Below are 24,609 nucleotides of genomic sequence, written 5' to 3'. Positions count from 1 at the left end.
AGAAAACGAAACTAAAAACACACAGCCTCCTGCTGTACTCAGCACCGAAGAATATGTATACATACTGCACATGAGCAAAAATTACCCGGTCAAAAATGAACATAATCTCGTCCTTTCAACCCCGACTGCGCATTAATGGCCTGCAACGAACCCTGCTGGTGTTCGTGGTGCTGCCTATAGTGCTGCTCACTGCCCTGGGCATCCGCTTCGGCCTGGGTCAGGCCAGCCAGTTTCAGGAACAACGACTGAAAAATGACCTGGAGCTGATTGGCCGTGCCATCAGCATTCCCGTCGGTACCGCTCTGAACAAGGGCGATATGCAGGCAGTGGAGCTGGCTCTGGGGTCGGTGTTCGTGCTGGGCGAGGTTTACGGAGCGTCGGTATTCGATGTTGATGGGAACCGCATCGCCTCAGCCGGAATCACCGAAACCGACCTGACCGGCACCACCATTCCCGATCGCATTCGCAGCACCGGCGAAGGCCAGGAAGCTTTCAGCCGGGTCGCCGGGCGCAGCCTGTTCTCCCATTTCCTGCCGCTGTTCGATGCGACCGGCCAGATCCAGGGGTTGATCCAGATCACCCGCCGCGCCAGCGACTTCGGGCATGCGCTACAACAGCTGACCATCATGGCCTGGCTGGTCTGGGGGTTGTTCAGCCTGGTTATTCTTGCCGGCGTCCTGCTCGGTCATTACGGTGGTGTTGGCCGCCATGTGGATAAACTTCTGGCCCATATGGCACGCGTTGCCAAAGGCGATCTGTCGCACCGCGCCGCGCTCGAAGGCCCCAGCGAAGTGGCCAGTATCGCCCGCGGGCTGAACCAGATGCTCGACAGCATCGAACAGGCACATCGAGACCTGGACGAGCACCGTGCCGCGGAAACCCAGCTGGTAGCCCGGCTCAAGGACAATGAGAAGATGGTCGCCATCGGCAGCATGGCGCGAGGCATTGCCCATGAACTCGGTGCTCCGCTGAGCGTGATCGATGGCCGCGCGCGACGCCTGCAACGCTCCGGCAGCCTGGACGAGCAGCAACTTCGCAACCTCGACGGCATCCGCAATCAGGTCAGCCGTCTGACTCGCACGGTGCGGCAATTGTTGGACTATTGCAGGCCCGCCGCCACCCAGCCGCGGGACGTGACGCCGGCGCTGCTGATTGAAAGTGTCATTGAAGCAATACGCCCGGAACTGGAAGCCGCCGAACGTACGCTGGGCGCGCATATCCCCGCGACCCTGCCCGCCTTCTGCGCCGACGCAGGGCGTCTGGAGCTCGCCCTGCTCAATCTGCTACGCAATGCCCTGCAGGCATCGGAACGCCAGATAGGCATTACCGCGGAGGCGGATGCCCGAACATTGATCATCCGCGTGACTGATGACGGCCCGGGGTTGCCCGCGGACCACAGTCTGGAAACATTGCTTGAACCCTTTTTCACTACCAAATCACCCGGTGAAGGCACCGGCCTTGGCCTGGCCATCGTTCAGGCGGTAGCCGAAGAACACGGTGGCAGCCTGATCCTGAGCAACCGAACCGACGGCGGTTGCTCGGCTTGTCTGACCTTACCCCTCTCCCTGACCGCAAAGGAGCTGCAGCAATGACTCAGACGGACCACATATTGCTGGTGGAAGATGACCGCGGCCTGCGCGAACTGCTGCAGGAAGAGCTTGAAGCCGAAGGTTATCGGGTGACCGCTTGCGCCGATGCCGAGCAAGGTTTGCAGGTGCTGCACAGCGAGACGCCTGATCTGCTGGTCAGCGATCTGCGCCTACCCGGCGCCGATGGCCTGAGCCTGCTGCCGGCACTTTCCCAGTGCGATACGCCTCCGGCGGTGCTCATCATCACCGCCTTCGGCTCGGTGCAGCAGGCCGTCAAGGCGCTGCAGGCGGGGGCCGATGACTTTCTGACCAAACCGCTGGAGATGGACCATTTTCTGCTGACGGTCAGCCGTCTGCTGGAAAACCGCCGCCTGCGCAACGAAGTCCGACACTACCGCAGCCTGCTGGCGGTCGAACAGTTCAACGGCATTATCGGTCAGAGCCCGGCCATGCAGCAGCTGTTTCACAACATTCGCCAGATCGCCTCGGCCGACGGCCCGGTGCTGGTACAAGGTGAAAGTGGGACCGGCAAGGAGCTGGTCGCCCGCGCCCTGCATGATCAGAGCAGCCGCAGGAGTGGCCCCTATATGGTGGTCAACTGCGGTGGCATTCCCAGCGAGCTGATGGAAAGCGAGTTCTTCGGTCATGCCGCTGGCGCCTTCACCGGCGCACGCAACCAACGAGCCGGGCTGTTTCAACAGGCCGATGGCGGCACCTTGCTGCTCGATGAGCTGGGCGAAATGCCCCTCTCACTTCAGGCCAAGCTGCTACGCGTGCTGCAGGATGGTAAGGTGAGGCCGGTGGGCAGTGATCATGAAATCCAACTCGATGTGCGCATCATCGGCGCTACCAATCGCAAGCTGACCGAGGCAGTGGCTGACGGCAGCTTCCGCGAGGATCTGTTCTATCGGTTGGAGACCTTTGCCTTGCAAGTACCGCCGCTGCGCGCCCGGGGAGAAGATATCCAGCGCCTCGCGGAGTTTTTCCTGACCCGTTTCAATGCCCGCCAGCAGCGCAGCATCAAGGGTTTCAGCGACGAAGCACTGGCTCTGCTGCAGAGCTATGCCTTCCCCGGTAATGTGCGTGAACTGCAGAACGCCGTGGAGCGTGCCGCCACTTTCTGCGACACCCCATTGATCGAAGCGCGCCACCTTCCCCAACGCATCTGCGAGCAACCGGCAGATCAGATACCCGCATCCGCGGCCAGTAGCGGAGCGACATCGCCCCCCTCGGTCAGCGGCGATCCGGAAGGCATGCCGGCTCTGGAGACGGTACAGCGCCAGTACATCCATCAGGTGCTGCGGGCCACCGGCGGCAACAAACGGCGCGCTGCAGATATTCTGGGCATCACCCGCCGCACGCTGTATCGCTGGCTGGAATAATCGCCCCCCGGCTTTACAGTTTCTTTACCCAGCCGGCTCCCCGATTGACACTGCACCTCGGTAAACTGTGCGCCATTGCACCCGATTCGAATCAAGGAATTACCCTATGTCATCTTCCAGGCGTTTTCTCTGGCTGTTAGCCGTACTGGCAGTCATTGTCGGACTGGCCTGGTATTTCTGGCCGACTGACAAGGCACCGGAACGGGTTACTGCGCCCGTCGAACGCACCGACATCGAAGACAGCGTAACGGCTCTGGGCACCCTGGAGCCACTCAACTACGTTGACGTCGGCACCCAGGTTTCCGGCCAACTGGACGTGCTGCACGTCGAGGAAGGGGATCAGGTCGAAGAAGGTCAATTGCTGGCGGAGATAGACGACACTATCTATCTGGCCAAGGTGGAAGCCAATGAAGCTCAGCTGGAGAATCTCCAGGCACAACTCGCCGACCGCGAATCCACTCAAGTGCTGGCACGCCTGCAAGCCGAGCGTCAGCGCAACCTGATCAAGCTCGATGCCACCAGTCAGGAAGCGGTGGAGCAGGCCGACGCCACCCTGCGCTCCGCCACCGCTCAGATCGCCGCGCTCAAGGCACAGATCCGTCAACTGGAATCCCAGCTCAAGGAAGCCCGCGCCGATCTCAACTACACCCGCATCTACGCGCCGATGACCGGCACCGTCGTCGATCAACTGGCCAACCAGGGGCAGACCCTGAACGCCAATCAGACCGCGCCGATCATCGTGCAGATTGCCGACCTGAGCACCATGACCGTACGCACCCAGGTATCCGAGGCCGACATCACCCAGCTGAAAGTCGGCATGCCGGTCTGGTTCACCACGCTCGGCCAACCGGACGTGCGTCGTGAAGGCGTACTGCGCCAGATCCTGCCGACCCCGGAAATCGTCAACAACGTGGTGCTGTTCAATGCCCTGTTCGACGTGCCCAACCCTGACGGCAAGCTGCTGCCGCAGATGAGCGCGCAGGTATTCTTCGTCAAGGCCGCCGCGGACAATGTGCTGACCATTCCGGTATCTGCGTTGCAGCCGGTGCAGCAACGGCCGGGCACCGGCGCAGACAAGCGCTATACCGTTCAGGTACTGGACGATGGCCAGCCGCAGCATCGCGTCGTTACCGTCGGGACCATGACCCGAGTCAGCGCCGAAGTGCTGGAAGGGCTTGAGGAAGGTGATGAAGTGGTCGTGTCCGGCGGCACCAGCGCACCGCCTTCAGCGGAGCGCGGCCAGCGCCGCCCGAGATTCTGATGAGCGAGCCCCTGATCCGCCTCGAAGGCATCGGTCGCACCTATCGCAACGGCGAGCTGTCGACCACTGTACTGCATGATGTGGCACTGGATATCCATGCCGGCGAGTTCGTCGCCATCATGGGTGCTTCAGGTTCGGGCAAGTCGACGCTGATGCATCTGCTCGGTTGTCTGGACAAGCCCACCACCGGCCGTTATCTGTTCGAAGGTGAGGATATCGCCGGGCTGGACAGCGATCAGCTGGCCAGTCTGCGCAGCCGCACCTTTGGTTTCATCTTCCAGAGCTATCACCTGATCTCCTCGGCCAATGCCACCGAGAACGTGGAAGTGCCCGCCATCTACGCCGGTCTGCCGCGTGATGTACGCCATGCCCGCGCCGAGGAACTGCTCACCGGGCTGGGCCTGGGTGACCGTCTGCAGAACCGTCCCAATCAACTGTCCGGCGGCCAACAGCAGCGCGTCTCCATTGCCCGCGCCTTGATGAACGATGCACGTATCCTGCTGGCCGACGAGCCCACCGGCGCACTGGACAGCAAGAGCGGCCATGATGTACTTGAGCTGCTGAAGGATCTGCATGGCCGCGGCAAGACCGTGATCGTCATCACCCACGATCGCGAGGTCGCCAGTCATGCCGACCGTCTGATCGAGATCCGCGACGGTCGCATCATTCATGACAGCGGACGCAAGCCCAGTCCCGCGCAACAGCTGGAAGCGCCCCCCCCCCGCCCTGCCCCCAAACAGGGCCTGGCCGCTTTCGGTGATATCAACGAAGCGGTGCGCATGGCCCTGCGTGCGCTGCAGGCCAATCTGTTTCGCACTGTGCTGACCCTCCTTGGCATCGTTATCGGCGTGGCCTCGGTGGTCGTCATGCTGGCGGTCGGCAATGGCGCACGCCAGGATGTGGTCGAACGCATCAGCGACATGGGCACCAATCTGCTGCTGGTGAGACCCGGCGCGCCCAATACACGGCGCTCGGCCGACGGCACCACCAATACGCTGACACCCGAGGACGCCATTGTTGCAGCACGGGTGGACAACGTGGTCGCTGCGGTACCGGAAGTCGATACCCGCGCCACCGTACGCGCCGGCAGCACCGACGCCCAGACCCAGATCACCGGCACGACGGCCGCCTACCCTCAAGCCAAAAGCTGGCCGCTGGCCTCCGGTGTGTTCATCAATGATGACGACAACCGCCGTTACGCTGCGGTCGCGGTCATCGGCCGTACCGTCGCCACCAACCTGTATGGCGATACCGATCCGCTGGGCCAATATATGCTGATCCGCAACGTGCCCTTTCTGGTCATCGGCGTGATGCAGGAGAAAGGTGCCACGCCCTGGGGGCAGGATCAGGACGATGCGGTCTTCGTGCCCCTGAATACGGCCAGCAACCGGTTGATCGGCTCACGGCATCTGAGCAGTATCAGCGTGCTGATTGAGGATCTCAGCCTGTCCGACGCCACCCAGGAAGCGGTACGTCAGGCGGTGATGGCCAACCATTCGGGGATCGAGGACTTCCAGATCCGCAACATGGCTTCCTTGCTGGAAAACATCGCCAGCACCCAGGACACCTTTACCGTGCTGCTCGGTTCGATCGCCGCAATTTCCCTGCTGGTCGGCGGTATCGGCGTGATGAATATCATGCTGGTAAACGTGTCCGAACGTACCCGGGAGATCGGTATTCGCATGGCCACCGGGGCGCGCACGCGCAATATCCTGCAGCAGTTCATTGTCGAAGCCATGGTGGTCTCGGCCATTGGTGGCGCCATCGGTGTCGCAGTCGGCCTGGGCTTTGCAGCCATGCTGCAATCCTTCGGCACGCCGATCCAGTTCACTGCCGGCCCCGTTCTACTGGCGTTTGGCTGCGCCTTCGCGACCGGTCTGATTTTCGGTTTCATGCCTGCCCACAAGGCAGCCCATCTTGACCCAGTGGTGGCTCTCAGTGCGGACTAGACACTTTCTTCCCCTTACGTTCGCCGTATTGCTGGCGGGCTGCAGCCTGAACACACCCGTGCCGCAGACCGGGCTGCAGCCACCTGCTCAGTGGAATCAGGTGCCGGACTCGCAGCTCTGGCCTGAAGCGCGCTGGTGGACCCTGTACGACGCACCACAGCTCTCCCAGTTAATGGCCCAGGCGCGCACCGGCAACCTGGACTTGGCCAGCGCCGCGACGCGTTTACTGCAAGCCGATGCGCAGTTGCGTCAGAGTGGCGCGGCCTTGCTCCCGCAACTTGACGGCAGTGTCAGCGGACGACGCAGTGGCTCCGAATCGCAAAGTGGCAGCAGCAGCGTCAACAACAGTTTCGGCGCCACTCTCAACGCCAGTTACGAGGTGGATTTCTGGGGACGCAACCGCGCCGCCGTCGAAGCCGCCACCGCTAATCTGAATGCCAGCCGCTACGATCTCGAAGCGCTGGCCATCAGCACCGACGCAGGCGTTGCCAGCAGCTGGTTCCAGCTGGTCGAGAACCAGTCACGGCTACAACTGTCACGGGAAAACCTGGCAGCCGCCGAGCAGGTACTGACGATTGTCGAGGCACGCTACCGCTACGGCGCCGATGACAGCCTGGCGGTCAGCCAACAGCGGGCGTTGGTCGCCCAGTTGCGTGCCAACCTGCCAGCCCTGGAGCAACAGACCTTGCAGCTGCGCAACAGCCTGGCGCTGCTGCTGGGCCAGGGACCGGACTTCCAACTGGGCGAACTGCCCGACCTGGTCGATATCAGCGTCCCCGAACCAGGCGCCGGCCTGCCATCCGAGTTGCTCAGCCGCCGTCCTGACATCCGCGCTACCGAACAACGTCTGCAGGCCGCCAATGCCGACCTGACTGTGGCCCGCACGGCGCTCTATCCCAGCATTCAATTGACCGGCAGCTACGGCGCACAAAGCTCGGTGCTATCGGATCTGGTCAATAACCCCCTGAACCCCTGGAGTCTGGCAGCCGGGCTGACCCAGCCGATCTTCAATGGCGGGCGCCTGCGCGCCCAGGTCGAGATCAGCGAAGCCAGCCAGCAACAGGCCCTGATCAGCTATCAGCGCGTGATTCTGGATGCCCTGGTGGATGCCGATACGGCATTGGGCGCCTTGCAGCAGGCACGCCGGCAATATCAGCTGCAACAAGCCGCGACCGAGGAGTCGGAGCTGGCCTTCGAGCTGGCCCAGGCCCGTTACAAGGCCGGTGCCATCGACCTGCAGAACCTGCTCGATACCCAGCGCTCCTATTTCCAGAGTCAGGACAGTCTGGTACAGCAGCATGCGGCCTGGCTGCTGGCCACGGTGGACCTGTATCGGGCCCTGGGTGGCGGCTGGCAAGATGTCCCGGTAAGCTAGCCTGCCTGGAATCACCAGCTTATCGGGAGAACCTCTTGTCAGCCGTCTTGCGTCTCGCCACCCTGGATCAGCGTCACTTCCAGCTTCACAGCACCGTTCTGCAGCAACTGGCAGAGCACCTGCAGGGGCTGGATACATTGTGCCGGACGCTGGGCGTCACCCCGCTGAGTCAGTTTGTCGACCTCACCGCACTGGAGTTTCAGGAAGCGGCCCAGCTACTGGGAGCCAAGGCTGCCGCCCCAGCGCCATTGGATCCGGAAACCGGGCTGGCGTGGGGTATCGAGGATATGGACTGGTATCCCATCAGCACCGGCATGACCACTATCGAAGCCTTGAGTGGCCACCTGCAACGCAACCGTCCACGGGAAGTGTCCGGCGCCAATCACGGCCAATTGCTCGACTCTCTGACCTTCTGTGAAACCTGCCTGCGGCCTCTGGAGGCAGAGGGCGCGCAGTTTCATCTGGCAGCCAGCAACTGACACTCCTGCTTCGGCTGTCCTGCCCTGACCGCCTCCCTCCCAGCACGATAAGCCGGGCCACCGGCGCACTATTTATCCTGCCAATGTAGGAGCCAGCGCCCAGTGAATTTGCCATAGTGGCCGAAAATAGAAGGAGAGCGTCACCATGCTGCAAATAGAACAACATATTCTGGACGTCAATGACATCCAGCTCAGCGTACATGTCGCTGGGCCGGAGGACGGTCAGCCGGTCTGGCTGCTGCATGGCTTTCCCGAGTGTTGGTACTCCTGGCGTCACCAGATGCAGGCACTTGCGGACGCGGGCTACCGGGCCTTTGCCCCGGAGATGCGTGGTTACGGTCGCAGCAGCGCACCAGCCGCTATCGAAGCCTATGACATTCCCACTCTGTGCGGCGACATCCAGGCGGCGATGGACCACTTCGGCCATCAGCAGGTCGCCATGGTCGGCCATGACTGGGGCGCCAATATCGCCTGGTACCTGGCGCTATTCGAGCCTGAGCGGGTCAAGGTGGTATCAGGCATGTCCGTTCCTTTCGGCGGCAGGCCGAAGCGTCCCGTCATTGACATGATGCGCGAGCGCTTCAAGGACAAGTTCCTCTACATTCTCTACTTTCAGGAACCCGGTCCGGCCGAAGCCGAGCTGGAAGCAGATATCCCCCGCACCCTGCGTACCGTGATGCACGGGCGTCCTGCGGGTGGCTACAACGGTCTTATCTCGGACAAGCCCGCCGACTCGCGCTGGCTTGACGATTACACCGACCCGGAAGTACCGCCAGCCTGGTGCCCGCCAGAGGTCTTCGATGTCTACGTTGAAACCTATATCGATAATGGTTTCCATGGCCCGCTGAACTGGTACCGCAACTATGAGCGCAACTGGGAACGCACCGCTGATCTGGCCGGCAAGCAGATTCTGCAGCCGGCCCAGTTCATCATCGGCGACCGTGACCCGGTCGCCAAACTGGAAACCTTCACCATCGAACGCATGCCCCAGGTCGTGCCCAGGGTCGAGCAGCATGTGATCGAGCGCTGCGGTCACTGGGTACAAAGCCAGAAGCCGGAAGAGGTGAACCCACTGCTGCTGGCGTTTCTGCAACGGGAGTATCACGACGCGCGCTAATGTGTTGATGCCCGGAAGGGGTGGCGTACCAGCTCGACATGGCATCCACTGGCCGGGGGGGGGGACCCGGTCGGTCGTCAGCCAACACGTCCGCTTATCGCGCTGCAGATACCCCTGTCCACTGGATCATCTAAGTCCCGGACGGGGGATGACGAGCGCCGCCGAACTGCCCTTTCATCAGAGCGCCAACAGCGCCCTCGTCAGAAAATGCCTGCTTGAGATAATCCATCAATGCGCGGACCATCTGTGAGGGGTAGAGACTTGGTGCAGTTATCAGAAAGATCTTGTCGCCCCATATCTTCGGATCCGGAGAGTAGTCCGGCAACGATCGGACCAGTGTTCCATCCTTGAGCTCATCACTGATCAAATAATAAGGCAGAACGCCAATGCCGCTACCCAGAATTACCGACCGTTTAAGAAAAATCATGTCGGCACACTGCAGCTTGGGCATCAATTCAATCACGTGCCGTTGTTGCCCCGACAGAAACCCCAGGATCAGTCGATTATTCCTTACCGGCGGCGTCACCAGATGGTGGCCTACCAGCTCTTCAGGCGTTGCCGGATTCCCATGCTGTTCTACGTAGGGCGAGGAAACACATGCAACCCACTCAACGTCTGACAGCTCCCGGGCGACATAGCTGCCGGGTGGCGAATTGGCAATCCGAATAGAGATATCAACCTCCTCCTCCAGAAGATCGAAAATCCGGTTATTGAACGTTATCTGTATCGTTACATCAGGGTGCAATTTGCAAAATTCGAGCAAGACTTCTCCCAGGGCCAGCTGTCCAAGCCCAATCGGCACACTCACCCGCACATGTCCTCTCAAGCTCCGCCCCATGTCTCGCACAGTAGCCTCAAGCGCATTCAGCTCCTGAGTCACTTTGACGGCGTGCTCGTACATTGCCCAGCCAATCTGGGTAGGTTCCAGCTGGCGCGTGGTTCTCCTGAATATCTGTACCCGAAAATCAGATTCCAGCTTCTTCAGTTGGCGGCTGATATTCGAACGGCTTGTATACAGACGCTGCGCTGCAGAGCTCATGCTGCCCGCTTCTACCACAGCGACCAACATCTTCAAGTCTTTAATGTCCAAGGTCCGACTCTCATTGTTTCCAATCAAGAAACAGTCTGGGACAAATATGATGCATTGTCGACCACCCAGAAGACCCCTAAGGTGTCTTTGCACGAGCTATCGATAAATAACAGGAATAAAAATGACAGCTGAACTCATCTTTGAAAGCGTCTCTCGCTCAGGATCTGACCTGGATTTACGCGGGCTAAAACTGGCTGGAGGACTGACGGCACTGGGGTTGGATGAGGGGGACGTGGTCGCCGTCATGATGAGAAACAACCCTGCCTTCATCGATGTAATGATGGCCTGCCGTACCATGGGAATCCATCATTGCGCCATTAATTGGCACTTTAAAGCCGGTGAAGCCCAACACATCATCAACGATTCAAATGCCAAAGCGATCATCATCCAGGCCGAGTTTCTGAATGAAATTCAGAGCATTATCCCTGACCAGATGCCGGTTCTGGTCGTAGATCCTCAGGACGCAGCACAGCAAGATTACGAAAGTTGGCTGGACGAACAACCTGCATACGACGGCCCTGAGAGAGCCCCCAGAGGGATGATGCCCTATACCTCAGGCACTACAGGCAATCCCAAAGGGGTTCGACGCTTCCCCCTTGCCCCGCACAACATTCCATTGATGCAGGAGCTTTCTGAACAGGCCTGGGGGGTTAAACCTGGCGTGAGGACATTGATGCCGGCCCCTCTGTACCATAGCGCCCCTAACAGCATGACGTTGCAGACGCTGCTGTATGGCGAGCTACTGGTATTAACTCAGAGCTTCGATCCCGAAGACATCTTGCGCCTCATAGAAAAGCATCGGATCACAACGGCGTACCTCGTCCCGATCATGTACGTGAGACTCCTGCGCCTGCCAGATGAAATAAAGCACAGGTACGACATATCATCCGTCAACTTTGTCGCGTCCACTGGCGCGCCCTGTGCGCCGGAGCTCAAAGCATCAATGATCAAATGGTGGGGAAATGTCATTCATGAAACATACGCCTCCAGCGAAACCGGGATGTTGACCGTCCAGAAACCCGAGGATTCGCTTATCAAGCCTGGAAGCGTTGGCAAAGCCGCGCTTGGTGCGGAAATAAAGATCATTGATGAGAATGGGCGCGAGTGCGCTCCCGGTGATATTGGCGTTATTTACGGGTATCAACCAGCTTATCCGGAATTCACCTACCAGAATAATCAGGAGGCAAGAGAACGAGCTTCGCTGGGCCAACTGGTAACGGTAGGGGACGTTGGCTACTTTGACGGCGATGGCTTTCTGTTTGTGTGCGACCGAGTCTCCGACATGGTGATATCGGGAGGTGTCAATATTTATCCCGCCGAAATAGAGCATGTCTTACTGGAAATAGAAGGGGTCCAGGATTGTGCGGTCATTGGTATTCCTGACCCTGAATACGGAGAATCCCTCATAGGACTGGTCAAGTTCAATAACCCGTCTGAAGATACCGTATCGACAATAAAGAGCCACCTGTCGCAGCGACTGGCCAAATACAAGGTACCAAGAAACATCAATCTGGTGGACGACATAGCCAGAGACGACAACGGGAAGATTTCCAAGAAAAAAATGAAGCAGCAGTTCATCTGAAGAAACAACAAGAGTTGCCAAAATAAATACAAAACAACGGAGTTTCCTATGAAAGCAATCCGAAACATACTCGGCGCTTCATTGCTGGTTTGCAGTTCCACGTTGAGTTTTGCCGCTCAGTATTCCGAGGGAGGGTTGCCATCCACCATGGCCTGGACCGCCTACCCGACCTCTTCAGCGAGCTACGCTCAGCTGGTAACAATTGGAAACGTACTTAAACATAAGTTTGGCACATCAATACGAATTCTCCCCGGAGATAATGATGTCTCCAGAATGACCCCGATGAAAAATGGTCGTGTGGATCTTTGTGGGTGTGGGATTGCAAGTTATTTCGCGGCGGAAGGCGTTTTTCTGTTTTCCAGACCGGATTGGGGTCCTCAGCCGATTCGGGTTATCAGCACCTCAATCGGTGAGTTTGGCATGGGGGTAGTCGTAGCCGGCGATATTGGTGTCAAAACACCAGCTGACCTGAAAGGAAAGAAGGTAGCCTGGATCAGGGGATCCCCCGCTCTGAACCTGGGCACAGAAGCCTTCCTCGCTTTCGGCGACCTGACTTGGGACGATGTTGAGCGCGTCGATTTTCCCGGCTACAACAGAGCCTTTGACGGAATTATCCAGGGACAGGCTGACGCTGCCTTCACGGCGACTTCATCCCCCGCTCCAGAGCAGGTGGCTGCGGGCCCCCGTGGTCACGTTTGGCCTGAGCTCAGCGCTGACAACAAAGAAGGCTGGAAGCGTATGGCGAAAGTGGCACCCTACTTTCAGCCCCACGTAATAACGATGGCCGCAGGCGAAGGCATCAATAAGGACAACCCCCAGGATTTTGCAAGCTACCCCTACCCCATTCTCATCTCCAACCAGGATTACGACTCAAATACCGTTTATAACCTGATAAAGGTAATGACCGAAGAGTACGATAGTTACAAGGACACTGTTCCGGGAGCCGCCGGCTATGGTCTGGAAAACCAGAATATGTTCTGGGTCATTCCATTCCATGATGCCGTGGTGGATTACTATAAGGAGATCGGCCACTGGACAGACGAAATGCAGGAGCATCAGGATATGCTTGTAAAGCGCCAGCAAATCCTGATCGACACTTGGGATAGCTTCGTCGCAAACAACTCATCGAGTGACGAAGTTGCATTCCAGGCTGAGTGGATGAAAACCCGCGCCACAGCGTTAGACGCGGCGGGAATGGACCCGATTTTCCGTTAATTCACCAGACCGGCTTACCGGCCAGACAACGTTAGTCTCTGGCCGGTTCTTCCCAGCACTTCGGAGTTTCCGTGCAATGAGTCACCCACAAAGCGTCGACAATAAACAAGAGAAGGCTTTCGGCATCCGACAGCTGACCGGAGCCTGGACTTGGATACCGCGTCTGGCTACATTGGCGCTCACTCTTCTCACCCTGGATTACTTGTTCAACCTGCAGTTAATCAACATCGTTACGCAACTTGAAAGCCAGTTCTTTTACGTCATCGTCGGGCTCATGTTGCCGCAGGTATTTATATTGTGGCCAATGAACCGGTCCGCATCGAGAGACCGGGTGCCCTGGTATGATGTTGTGCTTTTTATCTCTGCAATCATCATCTGCTCTTTCTTCGTTTATAACGCGGAGAATATTGTCGATCGCGGATGGGAGTACTCTGCACCGCAATATGCGGTGGTCTGGAGCTTCATGCTATGGGTGACCGTCGTTGAAGCCATTCGCCGGGCAGGTGGACTTCCCATAGCGATTATCGTCGGCCTGGCCAGCATATACCCCATCTTCGCAGGCGTTATGCCCGGGCCGATACAGGGCTTTCCCTCAAGCCCCGGTCAAACGGCCATTTATCTCGCCATGAGCCGCGAAGGCATCATGGGCATACCATTACAGGCGTTCGCCAACCTGGTTATCGGTTTTCTGTTATTCGGTGTGGCCCTTCAACAAACGGGCGGCGGCAAATTTTTCATCAACCTTGCCTTCGCGCTGCTGGGGCATGTTCGTGGCGGGCCGGCCAAAGTGGCTGTCTTCTCCAGCGGCCTGATGGGCTCCATGAGCGGTAGCGTGATTACCAACGTGATAACAACCGGGGCGCTGTCCATTCCGGCCATGCGCCGGGTGGGCTTCAGCAAATCCTATGCCGCCGGTGTCGAAGCCTGCGCCTCTACAGGCGGTGTCTTGATGCCCCCGGTCATGGGTGCTACAGCATTCATCATGGCGACGTTCCTGAATATTCCCTATGGCACAATCGCCCTGGCTGCGGTCGTACCTTCGGTACTCTATTTCCTTGGGCTGTTTATCCAGATCGACGCCTACGCTGCCCGCCATGACCTCAAAGGCCTCGCGGCAGAAGATCTCCCATCGTTGAAAACAACACTGAAAGAGGGCTGGTACTTTATCTTCGTGTTTGCCCTGCTTATATGGCTCTTGTTCTTTCTGCGCCAGGAAGCCGTAGCGCCTTTCTATGCTACCGCGTTGCTATTGGCTATCAACCAGATCCTGCCGTACCAACGCTGGGGCTGGGACAATGTGAAAGAGTTCTTTTCATCGTCAGGCAAGCTGTTTGCAGAGTTGATCTCCATCCTGGCCGGGGTAGGCCTGCTTGTCGGTGCCCTGTCGATTACCGGACTGTCGGGCACCATCGCCAGCGACCTGATCTTCCTCGCAGGCGGCAACGTTCTGGTATTGCTGCTGATGGGGGCGCTGACCAGCTTTATCCTTGGAATCGGCATGACCGTGACGGCGGCTTACATTTTCCTTGCGGTAGCCCTTGCCCCAGCGCTGATCAACGGAGGCGGCATGAACCCTCTGGCAGTGCACCTGTTCATCCTGTATTGGGGCATGCTCAGTTACATCACTCCGCCAGTTGCCCTGGGTGCCTTTGCAGCGGCCACACTGGCCGGGGCAAGACCCATGGAGACGGGCATTCAGGCAATGCGACTCGGCAGCGTGATCTATTTTATTCCATTTCTGTTCGTGCTGAACCCCGCCCTCATCTTTCAGGGTAACTGGCAGGACATTATCGTGGTGATCGCTCAGGCCGTGACAGGCGTTGTTCTGATAGCGGGCTCCATGCAGGGCTGGCTGTTGGGCGTTGGCAATCTTGCCGCCAGCCGGGTATTCGAGTGGCCAATACGGCTTTCACTGATCGCCGGGGGGCTCGTTCTCGCGGTGCCGGGAGGTGGTCCCGTGCCTTTGTCCAATATGGAGCTGTCTCTGCTTAGCGGCTTCCTGATCATCCCGGCCATTGCCCTGGCCCTCTGGTCTGTTCGGAGAGCCGGGACACCGCACCTGGCAACCTGAGTCTGGATCATTCCACCCGGCCGTGACGTGCCGGGTGGAGCGAGGCTGGCCCTCCTCGCCCCCAATCCGGTATAGTACGTGCCGTCGTCATCCCGGCGACATGGGTTCCCTAACCCCATCATTCAAAAAGGTGACGCATGAATCCTGCATCCGTTTCGCGGCTGCGCATGGCGCTGTCCTGCCTGGTCGCATTCCACATTATCATCATCATCGCCAGCAACTACCTCGTCCAGCTGCCCTTCTCGCTATTTGGGTGGCACACCACTTGGGGCGCTTTCAGCTTTCCGTTCATTTTCCTGGCCACCGACCTGACCATACGCCTGCTCGGCAAGCAAGCCGCGCGCAAAGTCATTGCTCGGGTCATGCTGCCCGCATTGGTGGTGTCCTATGTATTCTCGGTGCTATTCCAGGAGGGCGTGTTCCGCGGTTTTGACACCTTGAATCAGCTGAACCACTTCGTGCTGCGTATCTCGCTGGCGAGCTTTCTCGCCTATGTGGTCGGCCAGCTCCTGGACATCCAGGTTTTCGACCGCCTGCGCAAACTCCCACAATGGTGGGTAGCGCCCAGCGCCGCTATGATCGCCGGTAATCTGGTTGATACCTTCGTGTTTTTCTCGGTGGCCTTCTGGCGCAGCGACAACGCTTTCATGGCCGCCAACTGGGTGGAGATTGCCGCTGTCGACTATGTCATCAAACTGATCATCAGCCTGATGCTGTTCGTCCCGCTGTACGGGATCCTGCTGAACGCCATTCTGCGTCTGCTGGCTGGTCGGCAGCCCGCCAGCGCCTGAGGCGGGTGTGGGAGCCCTAGCTCCAGCAAGCCCACGCTCACCCAGTAGCCGGGGCCCCACCCAAAAATGCCACCTCGCCCACATTTCCAGCCCTGGCCGCTTGCTTGCCTCAGCCACGCCCGCAACACTGCCCCACTGATCAATCGGCAAGGAGGCTGCGATGTTGCGTTTAACAGTATGTGTGGGGCTTTGTCTGAGCATTCGTCTGGCCGGCGCGGATTGTCCCGACCTTTTCGCCGAGCAGCCCAGCGAGGTCGAACATCTTGCTAAGCAAATCCAGCAGTGGGATCAGGCTTATCATGAACAGGGCCGTTCGCTGGTACCGGACGAGATATATGATCAGGCGTTGTTGCGTCTGCAGCACTGGCGAGCCTGTACTGCCGATCAAGTGCCTATCCGGTACCAGCCCCGTGCCGGCAAGCATGCGCATGGCGTGCCGCAGACAGGGCTGGCCAAGGTGCATACCGATGCCGAGGTAGCAGACTGGATTCGCCACCGCGACGACCTGTGGATCCAGCCCAAAGTTGACGGCGTAGCCGTCACCCTGGAATACCGTGACGGCCGGCTGATGCGTGCAACCAGCCGCGGTGACGGCTGGCAGGGCGAAGACTGGACTGCTGCCGTGCGAGGCATTCCCGCCGTTCTGCAGCAATGGCCGCATCCGGTGAATCTGGTATTGCAGGGTGAGCTTTACTGGCGATTATCCGAGCACGTGCAGTCGCGCGATGGTGGCGCCGGTGCGCGCAGCCGTATTGCCGGACTGATGAACCGCCAACAACTCACCAGTGACGAGCTTGAACGCATAGGCTTATTCGTCTGGGATTGGCCAGACGGCCCGGTCCCGATGCGTGAGCGCCTGGCGCAGATGACCCAGGCGGGATTGGACACCGCCCAGTACACCTGGCCGATCAGCGACCTGCGGGACGCTCAGACACAACGCCAACGCTGGTTCAGTCAGCCTTTGAATTTTGCCACCGATGGCGTGGTGCTGCGCCAGGGCAAACGTCCGCACGGGTCTGACTGGAAAGCCGAGATCCCATACTGGGCCGTTGCCTGGAAGCATCCGCCACAACAGGCACTGGCGCGGGTGCGCGGAGTGGATTTCAGTATCGGCCGTAGCGGGCGTATCACGCCGGTACTGCAGCTCGACCCGGTCCAACTCGATGATCGCCGCATCCGGCGCGTCAGTACCGGTTCCTTGCAGCGTTGGAGAAAGCTTGATGTGCTACCCGGCGATCTGATCTCGATCAAACTGGCCGGACAGACCATTCCACAACTGGAACAGGTCATCAGCCGCGCAGCCTATCGCCCGACACTGAGGGTGCCCGACCCGGCGCGTCATCATCAGCTGAGCTGCTGGACTGTGGAAAGCGACTGTCGGGCACAGTTTCTGGCGCGGCTGGACTGGCTGAGCAGTGCCAATGCATTGGATTTATCGGGCGTGGGTCTTGGCACCTGGGAATGCCTGCTTGATGCCGGGCAGCTGACCGGTCTGCTTGACTGGCTTGATCCTCAGGCTGAGCTTCATCATTGTTCAGCTCTCCTGCCTGAACGACTGCAACAGGCCGTGGGGCGAAGCTTCAGCCAATGGTTGCGGGCGCTGGGCATGCCGCCTGCCGGCGCGTCCGAATTGCCAGGACAATGGTCGGTACTGGCAGCACGCACTCAGGCCAACTGGCAGACACAGCCCGGAATCGGGCCGTATCGTGCCAGGCAACTGGTTGCTTTTTTCAGCCACCCGCAGGTGGAGTTGTTGCGCGCCCGCCTGGCTGCCGCTGGTATCAACGGCTTCACATCGCCTGATTGATCAGTTACCTCCCAGGTAGGACGAACGCGTCAGGCCAAGACGCAGAATATCCAGGTAACGCGCCCGCTCCGCCGCGTTCAGGCATGCACTCGCGACCTTGTCACGATAGAGAGCCATCAGTTCATCCGGCTCGAAATGCACATAGCGCAACATGTCCTCGATGGTGTCGTGGGTCTCGATGCCGCCGTGCACCACCCGACCATCTTCCAGCTGATAGACATTCACTGAATCGGTATCACCGAACAGGTTATGCATATCACCCAGGATCTCCTGATAAGCCCCCACCATGAAGATGCCCAGCAAGTAATCTTCACCGTCGCGCAACTCGTGGACTGGCAGATTGTTTTCAATGCTCTGCTCATCCACATAATGGCGAATCTTGCCATCGGAATCACAGGTCAGATCCTGCAGCACCGCCCGGCGCAACGGCTCTTCATCGAGACGATTGAGCGGCACGATCGGCAACACCTGATCGATCGCCCAGGTATCCGGCAGACTCTGAAACACCGAGAAGTTGCAGATGTACTTGTCCGCCATCTTGTCATTCAGCTCATCGAGCACCTGCCGGTGCGAGCGCTGGCGTGCCTTGAGCAAGGCATGCAGTCGATTGCATAACGCGAAATAGCATTGCTCCGCCAGCGCCTTCTGCGCCAGCGTGACCTTACCCTCGGCATACTGAGCCGCCACGTTGCTGATGTAATGGGTCGCACGCCAATAGGTTTCGGTGACCATTTCGATGTCTGTCTGTCCCAGCAGACCAACCAGATCGCGTACCACCTGTGGCAGCTCATCCAGATCGTCAATGGGCGGCACCGTATCGTTGTGCCGCTCGACATCGGTCACCTGCACCACCAGCACGGCATGGTGGGCGGTCATCGCCCGGCCGCTTTCAGAAAAAATATGCGGGTGCGGCAAGCCCTGTTCGTCACAGAACTCACGCAGCATCGATACCACGGTACGCGCGTACTCATGGATGTCGTAATTCATCGAGCTGGCATTGCGTGAATGGGTGCCGTCGTAATCCACTCCCAGCCCGCCGCCAACGTCGATATGATCAACCGGCAGCCCCAGCGCCCGCAACTCGCCAAAATAACGAATCGCTTCGCGAAAACCGTGCTGGTAATCAGCCAGGTTGGCTATCTGCGAGCCCATATGAAAATGCAGCAGACGCACACCAGCTTCCAACCCAGCACCACGAAACTGTTCGACAACGCGCAACAATTGCGCAGCCGACAGCCCGAACTTGGACTTTTCGCCGCCGGTATCCGCCCATTTGCTCGATGCCAGGGAAGACAACCGCACACGCAGCCCGACCTGCGGCATCAATCCGAGTGCAGCCGCCTCCTCGATCACCAGTCCAACCTCGGACTCTTTCTCGATAACGATGAACACGTTATGACCGAGCTTCTGCCCGATCAAGGCCAGGCGAATGAACTCCCGATCCTTGTAGCCGTTGCAGACGATAGTCCCGCCCTTGGGCGCCATGGCCAGGACGGCCATCAGCTCCGGCTTGGACCCCGCCTCCAGGCCGATGGATACGTTTTCGGTGGCAATGATGTTCTTCACCACCGCTTCCTGCTGGTTGACCTTGATCGGGTACAACGCCGTATACCCACTGGCATATTCCAGCTCGGCGATGTTCTGCTCGAATGCCCCGGTCAGTTTGCGTACACGGTCTTGCAGGATATCGGGAAAGCGCAACAGTAACGGCAGATCCAGGCCGCTGCCGCGCAGCTGGCCGACCAACTCATGCAGATCAATCGGTGCATCAGCAACAGCTCGCGGGCACACCTCGACATTGCCCCGATCGCTGGCATTGAAATAGCCCGCCCCCCAATGACGAATGCCGTAGACACTTCGACTGTCTGCAACAGTCCAAGCGGAAGCATCCTCTTTGCGCGAACGCCGCGGTGACACCATGAAAGACTCCTGAGAATTGTGTTCAGTGGACCTCAGGATAAACCAGTTTCTCCCGTCTGGTTGCAATAGCAGCCACTTTGACCGTCGAGTCAGAGCTCTGTTACAGAAAAAAATACATCCGGGAAAATCACGCATCGGCGCTCGTCGGACAGCCTGAGGACACTCCGCTGAAGCACTTGTGATAGCGGGGCTATAGCGATATTTATGACAAATAGATAACACCTGTAAACATTCCTGAAACACTCATATGGCGTACAAGCCACAAGATTGGCCGGTTGTGATAATTTTTTGGATGTGTTTATCATGAAAATGAATTTACACGTAAATATCAGGAAACGATGTCTTCCACCGCATTTTCGTTACGCCGTCCAGTCGCCACTGATGGTTATGCGCTCAGCCAGTTGATTGAGCGCTGCCCTCCACTGGACACCAACTCCGTCTATTGCAACCTGCTGCAATGCACTGACTTCTCCGCCACCGCCATCGCCGCTGATAACAATGACGGCGAATTGGTCGGCTTCATTTCCGGCTATCGCCCACCCGCCCGCCCCGACACCCTGTTCATCTGGCAGGTCGCAGTCGACAGCAGCATGCGCGGTCAGGGACTGGGTATCAGCATGTTGATGGCACTGATCGAGCGTACCGCCGCTGAGGGCGTGCGCTGGCTGGAAACCACTATTTCTCCGGGCAACGGCGCCTCCGAAGCGTTGTTTGCCAAGGCCTTCCGCCAGCTGGACGTCACTGCCAGCACCGAGGTGGTATTCAGTCGGGCCCACCATTTCAACGGCCAGCATGATGACGAAGTGCTGTATCGCGCCGGTCCCTTTGCCTTACCAGTCCAACTTGATAACCAGGAGACTGTATGAACACTTTTGAACAGTTTGAACAGAACGAATCGGGTATTCGCAGCTACTGCCGCTCCTTTCCGGTCATCTTCGACCAGGCTCGCGGCGCCGAGCTGTTTACCCGCGACGGCAAATCCTACATCGACTTTCTCGCCGGTGCCGGCACCCTGAACTACGGGCACAACCATCCGGTAATGAAGCAGGCGCTGATCGAATATCTGCAGCACGATGGTCTGACCCATGGTCTGGACATGTATTCCGCTGCCAAAGAGCGCTTCCTGGAAACCTTCGACCGCGTCATTCTCAACCCCCGCGGCTTTGGTGACTATGTCGTACAGTTCAGTGGCCCGACCGGCACCAACGCCGTCGAAGCAGCACTGAAACTGGCTCGCAAGGTGACCGGGCGCAGCAACGTCATCAGCTTCACCAACGGCTTCCATGGCTGCTCCATCGGCGCCCTGGCTGCCACCGGCAACCAGCACCACCGTGGCGCCGCCGGCGTACCGCTGACCGACGTCAGCCGCATGCCCTACGCCAACTACTTCGGTGACAAGGTCAACACTATCTCGATGATGGACAAGCTGCTCAGCGACCCGAGCAGTGGCGTTGACAAGCCCGCCGCCGTCATCGTCGAAGTGGTTCAAGGTGAAGGCGGTCTGAATGCCGCCTCAGCCGAGTGGGTACGCAAGCTGGAAAAACTCTGCCGCAAGCACGACATGCTGATGATCGTCGATGACATCCAGGCTGGTTGTGGCCGTACCGGTACCTTCTTCAGCTTTGAAGAGATGGGCGTCAAGCCAGACATCATTACCCTGTCCAAATCACTCAGCGGCTATGGTCTGCCCTTCGCAGTCGTCGTCATGCGCCGTGAACTGGACCAGTGGGAGCCAGGCGAGCACAACGGTACTTTCCGTGGCAACAACCACGCCTTTGTTACCGCTGCCGCCGCACTGGAGCACTTCTGGACCACCGATGAGTTCGCCAACAGCGTCAAGGCCAAAGGCACCATCATTCGTGATCGCATGCAGAAGATTGTCCGTCGCCATGGCCCCGACTCCCTGTACGTCAAGGGTCGCGGCATGATGGTCGGCATCAATTGCCCGGACGGCGAGACCGCCGCCGCCATTTGCGCTGAAGCCTTTGAAAACGGTCTGGTCATCGAAACCAGCGGCAACCACAGTCAGGTCGTCAAATGCCTGTGCCCGCTGATCATCAGTGAAGAACAGATCGACAAGGCCATGACCATTCTTGACGCCGCCTTTGCCAAGGTAATGAGCGCCGACGTCAAGAACCAAGCATCCTGAGGAATTGGAAACACATGATCGTACGTAACCTGAAAGACTGTGAAGCATCCGAACGCAAAGTAGTGACTGAGACCTGGGACAGCACCCGGATGATCCTGAAGGAAGACCAGATGGGCTTCTCCTTCAATATCACCACCATTTATGCTGGAACCGAAACGCACATCTGGTATCAGAACCATCTGGAATCAGTGTATTGCATGAGCGGTAACGGCGAGATCGAGACCCTGGCCGACGGCAAGATCTACAAGATCGAACCTGGCACCCTGTACATTCTCGACAAGCACGATGAGCACATGCTGCGCGGTGGTACCGAGGACATGAAAATGGCCTGCGTATTCAACCCGCCACTGACCGGTCGCGAAGTACATGACGAAAACGGTGTCTACCCCGCCGACCTGACCTGAACGTTCACCAGAACAGGAGACGCAATGTCTACCGTGCAAGCTGACCTTTACCCGTCACGCCAGCACATAGCACCCAGCTGGCAACAACGGATGGACCCGGTGATCTACCGGAACAATCCGCACAATGGCCCGCTGACCACAGAACAGCTGTCGCGCTTCGAGCGCGATGGCTTTCTGGTTCTGCCGGACGTTTTCACCGCAGCGGAAGTGGCCATCTTCAAGCAGGAGCTTGAGCGCATGAGCCGCGACCCCGATGTGCTGGCATCACCTGCTGCCATTCGCGAACCCGGCAGCGGCGCACTGCGCTCAGTGTTCGCCATTCACCACAGCAATCCGCTGCTGGCCCGAGTGGCTCAGGATGAACGCACCGCTGGACTGGTTCGCTTTCTGCTGGACGGCGACATTTACGTCCATCAGTCCAGGCTCAATCTCAAACCGGGTTTCAAGGGCAAGGAGTTCTATTGGCACTCCGACTTCGAAACCTGGCACACCGAGGACGGCCTGCCGCGCATGCGCACCATCAGTTGCTCTGTGCTCCTGACCGACAATCACCACTGGAATGGCCCATTGATGCTGATTCCAGGCTCGCATGAACACTATATCGGCTGCGTCGGAGAAACGCCGGAAAACCATTATGAAAGCTCCCTGCGCCGACAGGAGTTTGGTATTCCGGATGATGACAGCCTCAGCAAACTGGTTGAGCGTGGTGGCATTGCACAAGCCACCGGCAAGGCTGGCAGCATAGTGCTGTTCGACTGCAATACCCTGCACGGGTCCAACAGCAACATTGCTCCAAGCCCCCGCAGCAATCTGTTTTTCGTCTACAACCATGTGGACAACCGGCCGACCACGCCTTTTGACGGCAGGCCGCCACGTCCCGACTTCGTCGCCGAGCGCGGCCCGGTCGAGCCGTTGGAGATCGGTCCCCAGCAGTATCCGTGAGCAGGGACGACATTCATTTCAAAAAAGAACCGGGATTATGCATACAGTAGAAAAAATCGGCGGCACTTCAATGAGCCGCTTCGACGAAGTACTGGACACCCTCTTTATCGGCGAGCGTCGTAACGCTGAATTATATAATCGCATCTTCGTGGTCTCCGCCTATGGCGGCATGACCGACCTGCTGCTCGAGCACAAGAAAAGCGGCGAGCCTGGCGTGTATGAACGCTTCGCTGATGCAGACAATGAAGACGCCTGGGCCGACGCTCTGGAAAAAGTCCGTGAGCGCATGCTGGAAAAGAATGCCGAGTTGTTCAGCACCGACTATGAACGCCAGGCAGCCGACCGCTTCATCAACGGCCGTATCAATGATGCCCGCGACTGCATGCTGAGCCTTCAGCAACTGTGTTCCTACGGGCACTTCCAGCTGACCGGCCAGTTGATCAAGGTCCGCGAAATGCTCGCCTCGTTGGGCGAAGCGCACAGTGCCTTCAATACCGTATTGGCGCTGAAGAAAAGCAACGTGAACGCGCGCATGGTCGACCTGACCGGCTGGAACCAGAGCGAACCCAAAACCTTCCAGGACATGATCAGCGACAGCTTCGCCGGGATCGACCTCAACCGCGAGCTGGTGGTTGCCACCGGTTACACGCATTGCGGTGAAGGCCTGATGAATACCTTCGACCGCGGCTACAGCGAAATCACCTTCGCGCAGATTGCTGCCAGCACGGGCGCCCGCGAAGCGATCATTCACAAGGAGTATCACCTGTCCAGCGCCGACCCGAATCAGGTGGGTGTCGACAAGGTGGTGACCATCGGCCGCACCAACTATGACGTGGCCGACCAGCTGTCCAACCTGGGTATGGAAGCCATCCACCCCAGAGCGGCACGCACCCTGCGTCGGGCCGGGATTCAGCTGCGCATCAAGAATGCCTTCGAGCCGGATCATGGCGGCACCACCATCAGCCAGAACTACTGCAGCGAGAAGCCCTGCGTGGAAATCATCGCCGGTCGCAAGGATGTTTTCGGACTGGAAGTGTTCGACCAGGAGATGCTGGGTGATGTCGGCTATGACATCGAGATCACCCGCCTGCTCAAGCAGCTGAAACTCTATGTAGTGAACAAGGATTCAGATGCCAACAGCATCACCTACTATATCTCCGGCTCGCGCAAAGCGCTGACTCGGGCCATTCGCCTGATCAAGGAGCGTTACCCGATGGCCGATCTGCACCTGCACAACATCGCCATCGTCTCGGCCATCGGTTCCGACCTCAAGGTCAAGGGTATTCTGGCCAAAACGGTCGCGGCACTGGCCAAGGCCGATATCAGCATCCAGGCCATTCACCAGTCGATTCGTCAGGTGGAAATGCAGTGCATCATCAATGAAGAAGATTATGATGCCGCCGTGGTAGCGCTGCACCAGGCACTGATCGAACCAGAGAACCACGGCGACGTGATCGTCGCCGCCTGAGTCCACCACCTCGGGGCT

Annotated in this window: 19 protein-coding genes; 17 read left to right on the top strand and 2 right to left on the bottom strand. The window is 58.6% G+C overall.

Going from position 1 to position 24,609, the window contains the following annotated elements:
* Positions 1-95: 95 nt before the first annotated feature.
* The 7 genes from INT39_RS14700 to INT39_RS14670 all read left to right on the top strand — a co-directional run bounded on the left by INT39_RS14700 (position 96) and on the right by INT39_RS14670 (position 9,152).
* A complete protein-coding gene (locus tag INT39_RS14700; protein ID WP_193074748.1) occupies positions 96-1,592 on the top strand; it encodes a sensor histidine kinase in 1,497 nt (498 codons plus the stop codon).
* Entirely contained in the window at positions 1,589-2,971 is a 1,383-nt protein-coding gene (locus INT39_RS14695) for a sigma-54-dependent transcriptional regulator (protein WP_193074747.1), read from the top strand. Before INT39_RS14700 ends, INT39_RS14695 begins: the two co-directional genes overlap by 4 nt.
* Positions 2,972-3,077: 106 nt before the next feature.
* Positions 3,078-4,232, top strand: a complete 1,155-nt coding sequence (locus tag INT39_RS14690; protein WP_193074746.1) for an efflux RND transporter periplasmic adaptor subunit — start codon at positions 3,078-3,080, stop codon at positions 4,230-4,232.
* Complete coding sequence (locus INT39_RS14685; protein WP_193074745.1) at positions 4,232-6,181, top strand: MacB family efflux pump subunit; 1,950 nt, start codon at positions 4,232-4,234, stop codon at positions 6,179-6,181. The genes INT39_RS14690 and INT39_RS14685 overlap by 1 nt, the downstream gene beginning before the upstream one ends.
* Positions 6,171-7,556 carry an efflux transporter outer membrane subunit gene (locus INT39_RS14680; protein ID WP_193074744.1) on the top strand — a complete coding sequence of 462 codons (1,386 nt, stop codon included), beginning with the start codon at positions 6,171-6,173 and terminating at the stop codon, positions 7,554-7,556. The genes INT39_RS14685 and INT39_RS14680 overlap by 11 nt, the downstream gene beginning before the upstream one ends.
* 35 nt (positions 7,557-7,591) lie before the next feature.
* Complete coding sequence (locus INT39_RS14675) at positions 7,592-8,035, top strand: hypothetical protein (protein WP_193074743.1); 444 nt, start codon at positions 7,592-7,594, stop codon at positions 8,033-8,035.
* A 145-nt stretch (positions 8,036-8,180) separates the two neighbouring features.
* A complete protein-coding gene (locus tag INT39_RS14670) occupies positions 8,181-9,152 on the top strand; it encodes an alpha/beta fold hydrolase (protein WP_193074742.1) in 972 nt (323 codons plus the stop codon).
* 130 nt (positions 9,153-9,282) lie between these two features.
* Here INT39_RS14670 and INT39_RS14665 read toward each other — a convergent pair whose 3' ends face one another.
* The gene (locus tag INT39_RS14665) at positions 9,283-10,242 is read right to left on the bottom strand and encodes a LysR family transcriptional regulator (protein ID WP_193074741.1); all 960 of its coding nucleotides are present in this window, start codon (positions 10,240-10,242) and stop codon (positions 9,283-9,285) included.
* Between the two features lie 121 nt (positions 10,243-10,363).
* Here INT39_RS14665 and INT39_RS14660 point away from each other — a divergent pair, with 121 nt between their 5' ends.
* From INT39_RS14660 to ligB, 5 genes are all read left to right on the top strand, one after another.
* Positions 10,364-11,824 (top strand): AMP-binding protein, encoded by a 1,461-nt coding sequence (locus INT39_RS14660; protein ID WP_193074740.1) that lies wholly within the window; start codon positions 10,364-10,366, stop codon positions 11,822-11,824.
* Between the two features lie 48 nt (positions 11,825-11,872).
* Entirely contained in the window at positions 11,873-13,039 is a 1,167-nt protein-coding gene (locus tag INT39_RS14655; protein ID WP_193074739.1) for a TAXI family TRAP transporter solute-binding subunit, read from the top strand.
* Between the two features lie 76 nt (positions 13,040-13,115).
* Entirely contained in the window at positions 13,116-15,110 is a 1,995-nt protein-coding gene (locus INT39_RS14650; protein WP_193074738.1) for a TRAP transporter permease, read from the top strand.
* 137 nt (positions 15,111-15,247) lie between these two features.
* Positions 15,248-15,901, top strand: coding sequence for a 7-cyano-7-deazaguanine/7-aminomethyl-7-deazaguanine transporter (locus INT39_RS14645; protein WP_193074737.1), 654 nt, complete (start codon positions 15,248-15,250; stop codon positions 15,899-15,901).
* A gap of 160 nt (positions 15,902-16,061) precedes the next feature.
* Positions 16,062-17,708, top strand: a complete 1,647-nt coding sequence (gene ligB / locus INT39_RS14640) for an NAD-dependent DNA ligase LigB (protein WP_193074736.1) — start codon at positions 16,062-16,064, stop codon at positions 17,706-17,708.
* Here the strand turns inward: ligB and speA are convergent, their stop codons facing one another.
* Positions 17,709-19,625 carry an arginine decarboxylase gene (speA, locus tag INT39_RS14635; protein WP_193074897.1) on the bottom strand — a complete coding sequence of 639 codons (1,917 nt, stop codon included), beginning with the start codon at positions 19,623-19,625 and terminating at the stop codon, positions 17,709-17,711.
* A 341-nt stretch (positions 19,626-19,966) separates the two neighbouring features.
* On the opposite strand from speA, the gene ectA reads away from it, so the two are divergent.
* From ectA to INT39_RS14610, 5 genes are read left to right on the top strand one after another with little or no spacing between them, the layout of a single operon-like run.
* Positions 19,967-20,494 carry a diaminobutyrate acetyltransferase gene (gene ectA / locus INT39_RS14630; RefSeq protein WP_193074735.1) on the top strand — a complete coding sequence of 176 codons (528 nt, stop codon included), beginning with the start codon at positions 19,967-19,969 and terminating at the stop codon, positions 20,492-20,494.
* Positions 20,491-21,777: a diaminobutyrate--2-oxoglutarate transaminase gene (gene ectB / locus INT39_RS14625; RefSeq protein ID WP_193074734.1), complete on the top strand. Its 1,287-nt coding sequence runs from the start codon at positions 20,491-20,493 to the stop codon at positions 21,775-21,777. The genes ectA and ectB overlap by 4 nt, the downstream gene beginning before the upstream one ends.
* 14 nt (positions 21,778-21,791) lie before the next feature.
* On the top strand, positions 21,792-22,181 hold the full coding sequence (locus INT39_RS14620) for an ectoine synthase (RefSeq protein WP_193074733.1): 390 nt from the start codon (positions 21,792-21,794) through the stop codon (positions 22,179-22,181).
* Between the two features lie 24 nt (positions 22,182-22,205).
* A complete protein-coding gene (gene thpD, locus INT39_RS14615) occupies positions 22,206-23,123 on the top strand; it encodes an ectoine hydroxylase (protein ID WP_193074732.1) in 918 nt (305 codons plus the stop codon).
* A 37-nt stretch (positions 23,124-23,160) separates the two neighbouring features.
* Entirely contained in the window at positions 23,161-24,591 is a 1,431-nt protein-coding gene (locus tag INT39_RS14610; RefSeq protein WP_193074731.1) for an aspartate kinase, read from the top strand.
* Positions 24,592-24,609 lie beyond the last annotated feature (18 nt).

It is taken from the genome of Pseudomonas sp. FME51, assembly GCF_014897305.1.
Note: the sequence above shows the minus strand (reverse complement) of the source record. Positions and strands in the feature narration are given on the sequence as shown.

What these genes read in the sequence shown, in the direction of transcription:
- INT39_RS14620 (WP_193074733.1), top strand. Translation starts at nt 21,792, where the DNA reads ATGATCGTACGTAACCTGAAAGACTGTGAAGCATCCGAACGCAAAGTA.
- INT39_RS14645 (WP_193074737.1), top strand. Translation starts at nt 15,248, where the DNA reads ATGAATCCTGCATCCGTTTCGCGGCTGCGCATGGCGCTGTCCTGCCTG.
- INT39_RS14660 (WP_193074740.1), top strand. Translation starts at nt 10,364, where the DNA reads ATGACAGCTGAACTCATCTTTGAAAGCGTCTCTCGCTCAGGATCTGAC.
- INT39_RS14655 (WP_193074739.1), top strand. Translation starts at nt 11,873, where the DNA reads ATGAAAGCAATCCGAAACATACTCGGCGCTTCATTGCTGGTTTGCAGT.
- INT39_RS14685 (WP_193074745.1), top strand. Translation starts at nt 4,232, where the DNA reads ATGAGCGAGCCCCTGATCCGCCTCGAAGGCATCGGTCGCACCTATCGC.
- INT39_RS14650 (WP_193074738.1), top strand. Translation starts at nt 13,116, where the DNA reads ATGAGTCACCCACAAAGCGTCGACAATAAACAAGAGAAGGCTTTCGGC.
- ectA (WP_193074735.1), top strand. Translation starts at nt 19,967, where the DNA reads ATGTCTTCCACCGCATTTTCGTTACGCCGTCCAGTCGCCACTGATGGT.
- INT39_RS14610 (WP_193074731.1), top strand. Translation starts at nt 23,161, where the DNA reads ATGCATACAGTAGAAAAAATCGGCGGCACTTCAATGAGCCGCTTCGAC.
- INT39_RS14670 (WP_193074742.1), top strand. Translation starts at nt 8,181, where the DNA reads ATGCTGCAAATAGAACAACATATTCTGGACGTCAATGACATCCAGCTC.
- ectB (WP_193074734.1), top strand. Translation starts at nt 20,491, where the DNA reads ATGAACACTTTTGAACAGTTTGAACAGAACGAATCGGGTATTCGCAGC.
- ligB (WP_193074736.1), top strand. Translation starts at nt 16,062, where the DNA reads ATGTTGCGTTTAACAGTATGTGTGGGGCTTTGTCTGAGCATTCGTCTG.
- INT39_RS14700 (WP_193074748.1), top strand. Translation starts at nt 96, where the DNA reads ATGAACATAATCTCGTCCTTTCAACCCCGACTGCGCATTAATGGCCTG.
- INT39_RS14695 (WP_193074747.1), top strand. Translation starts at nt 1,589, where the DNA reads ATGACTCAGACGGACCACATATTGCTGGTGGAAGATGACCGCGGCCTG.
- INT39_RS14690 (WP_193074746.1), top strand. Translation starts at nt 3,078, where the DNA reads ATGTCATCTTCCAGGCGTTTTCTCTGGCTGTTAGCCGTACTGGCAGTC.
- thpD (WP_193074732.1), top strand. Translation starts at nt 22,206, where the DNA reads ATGTCTACCGTGCAAGCTGACCTTTACCCGTCACGCCAGCACATAGCA.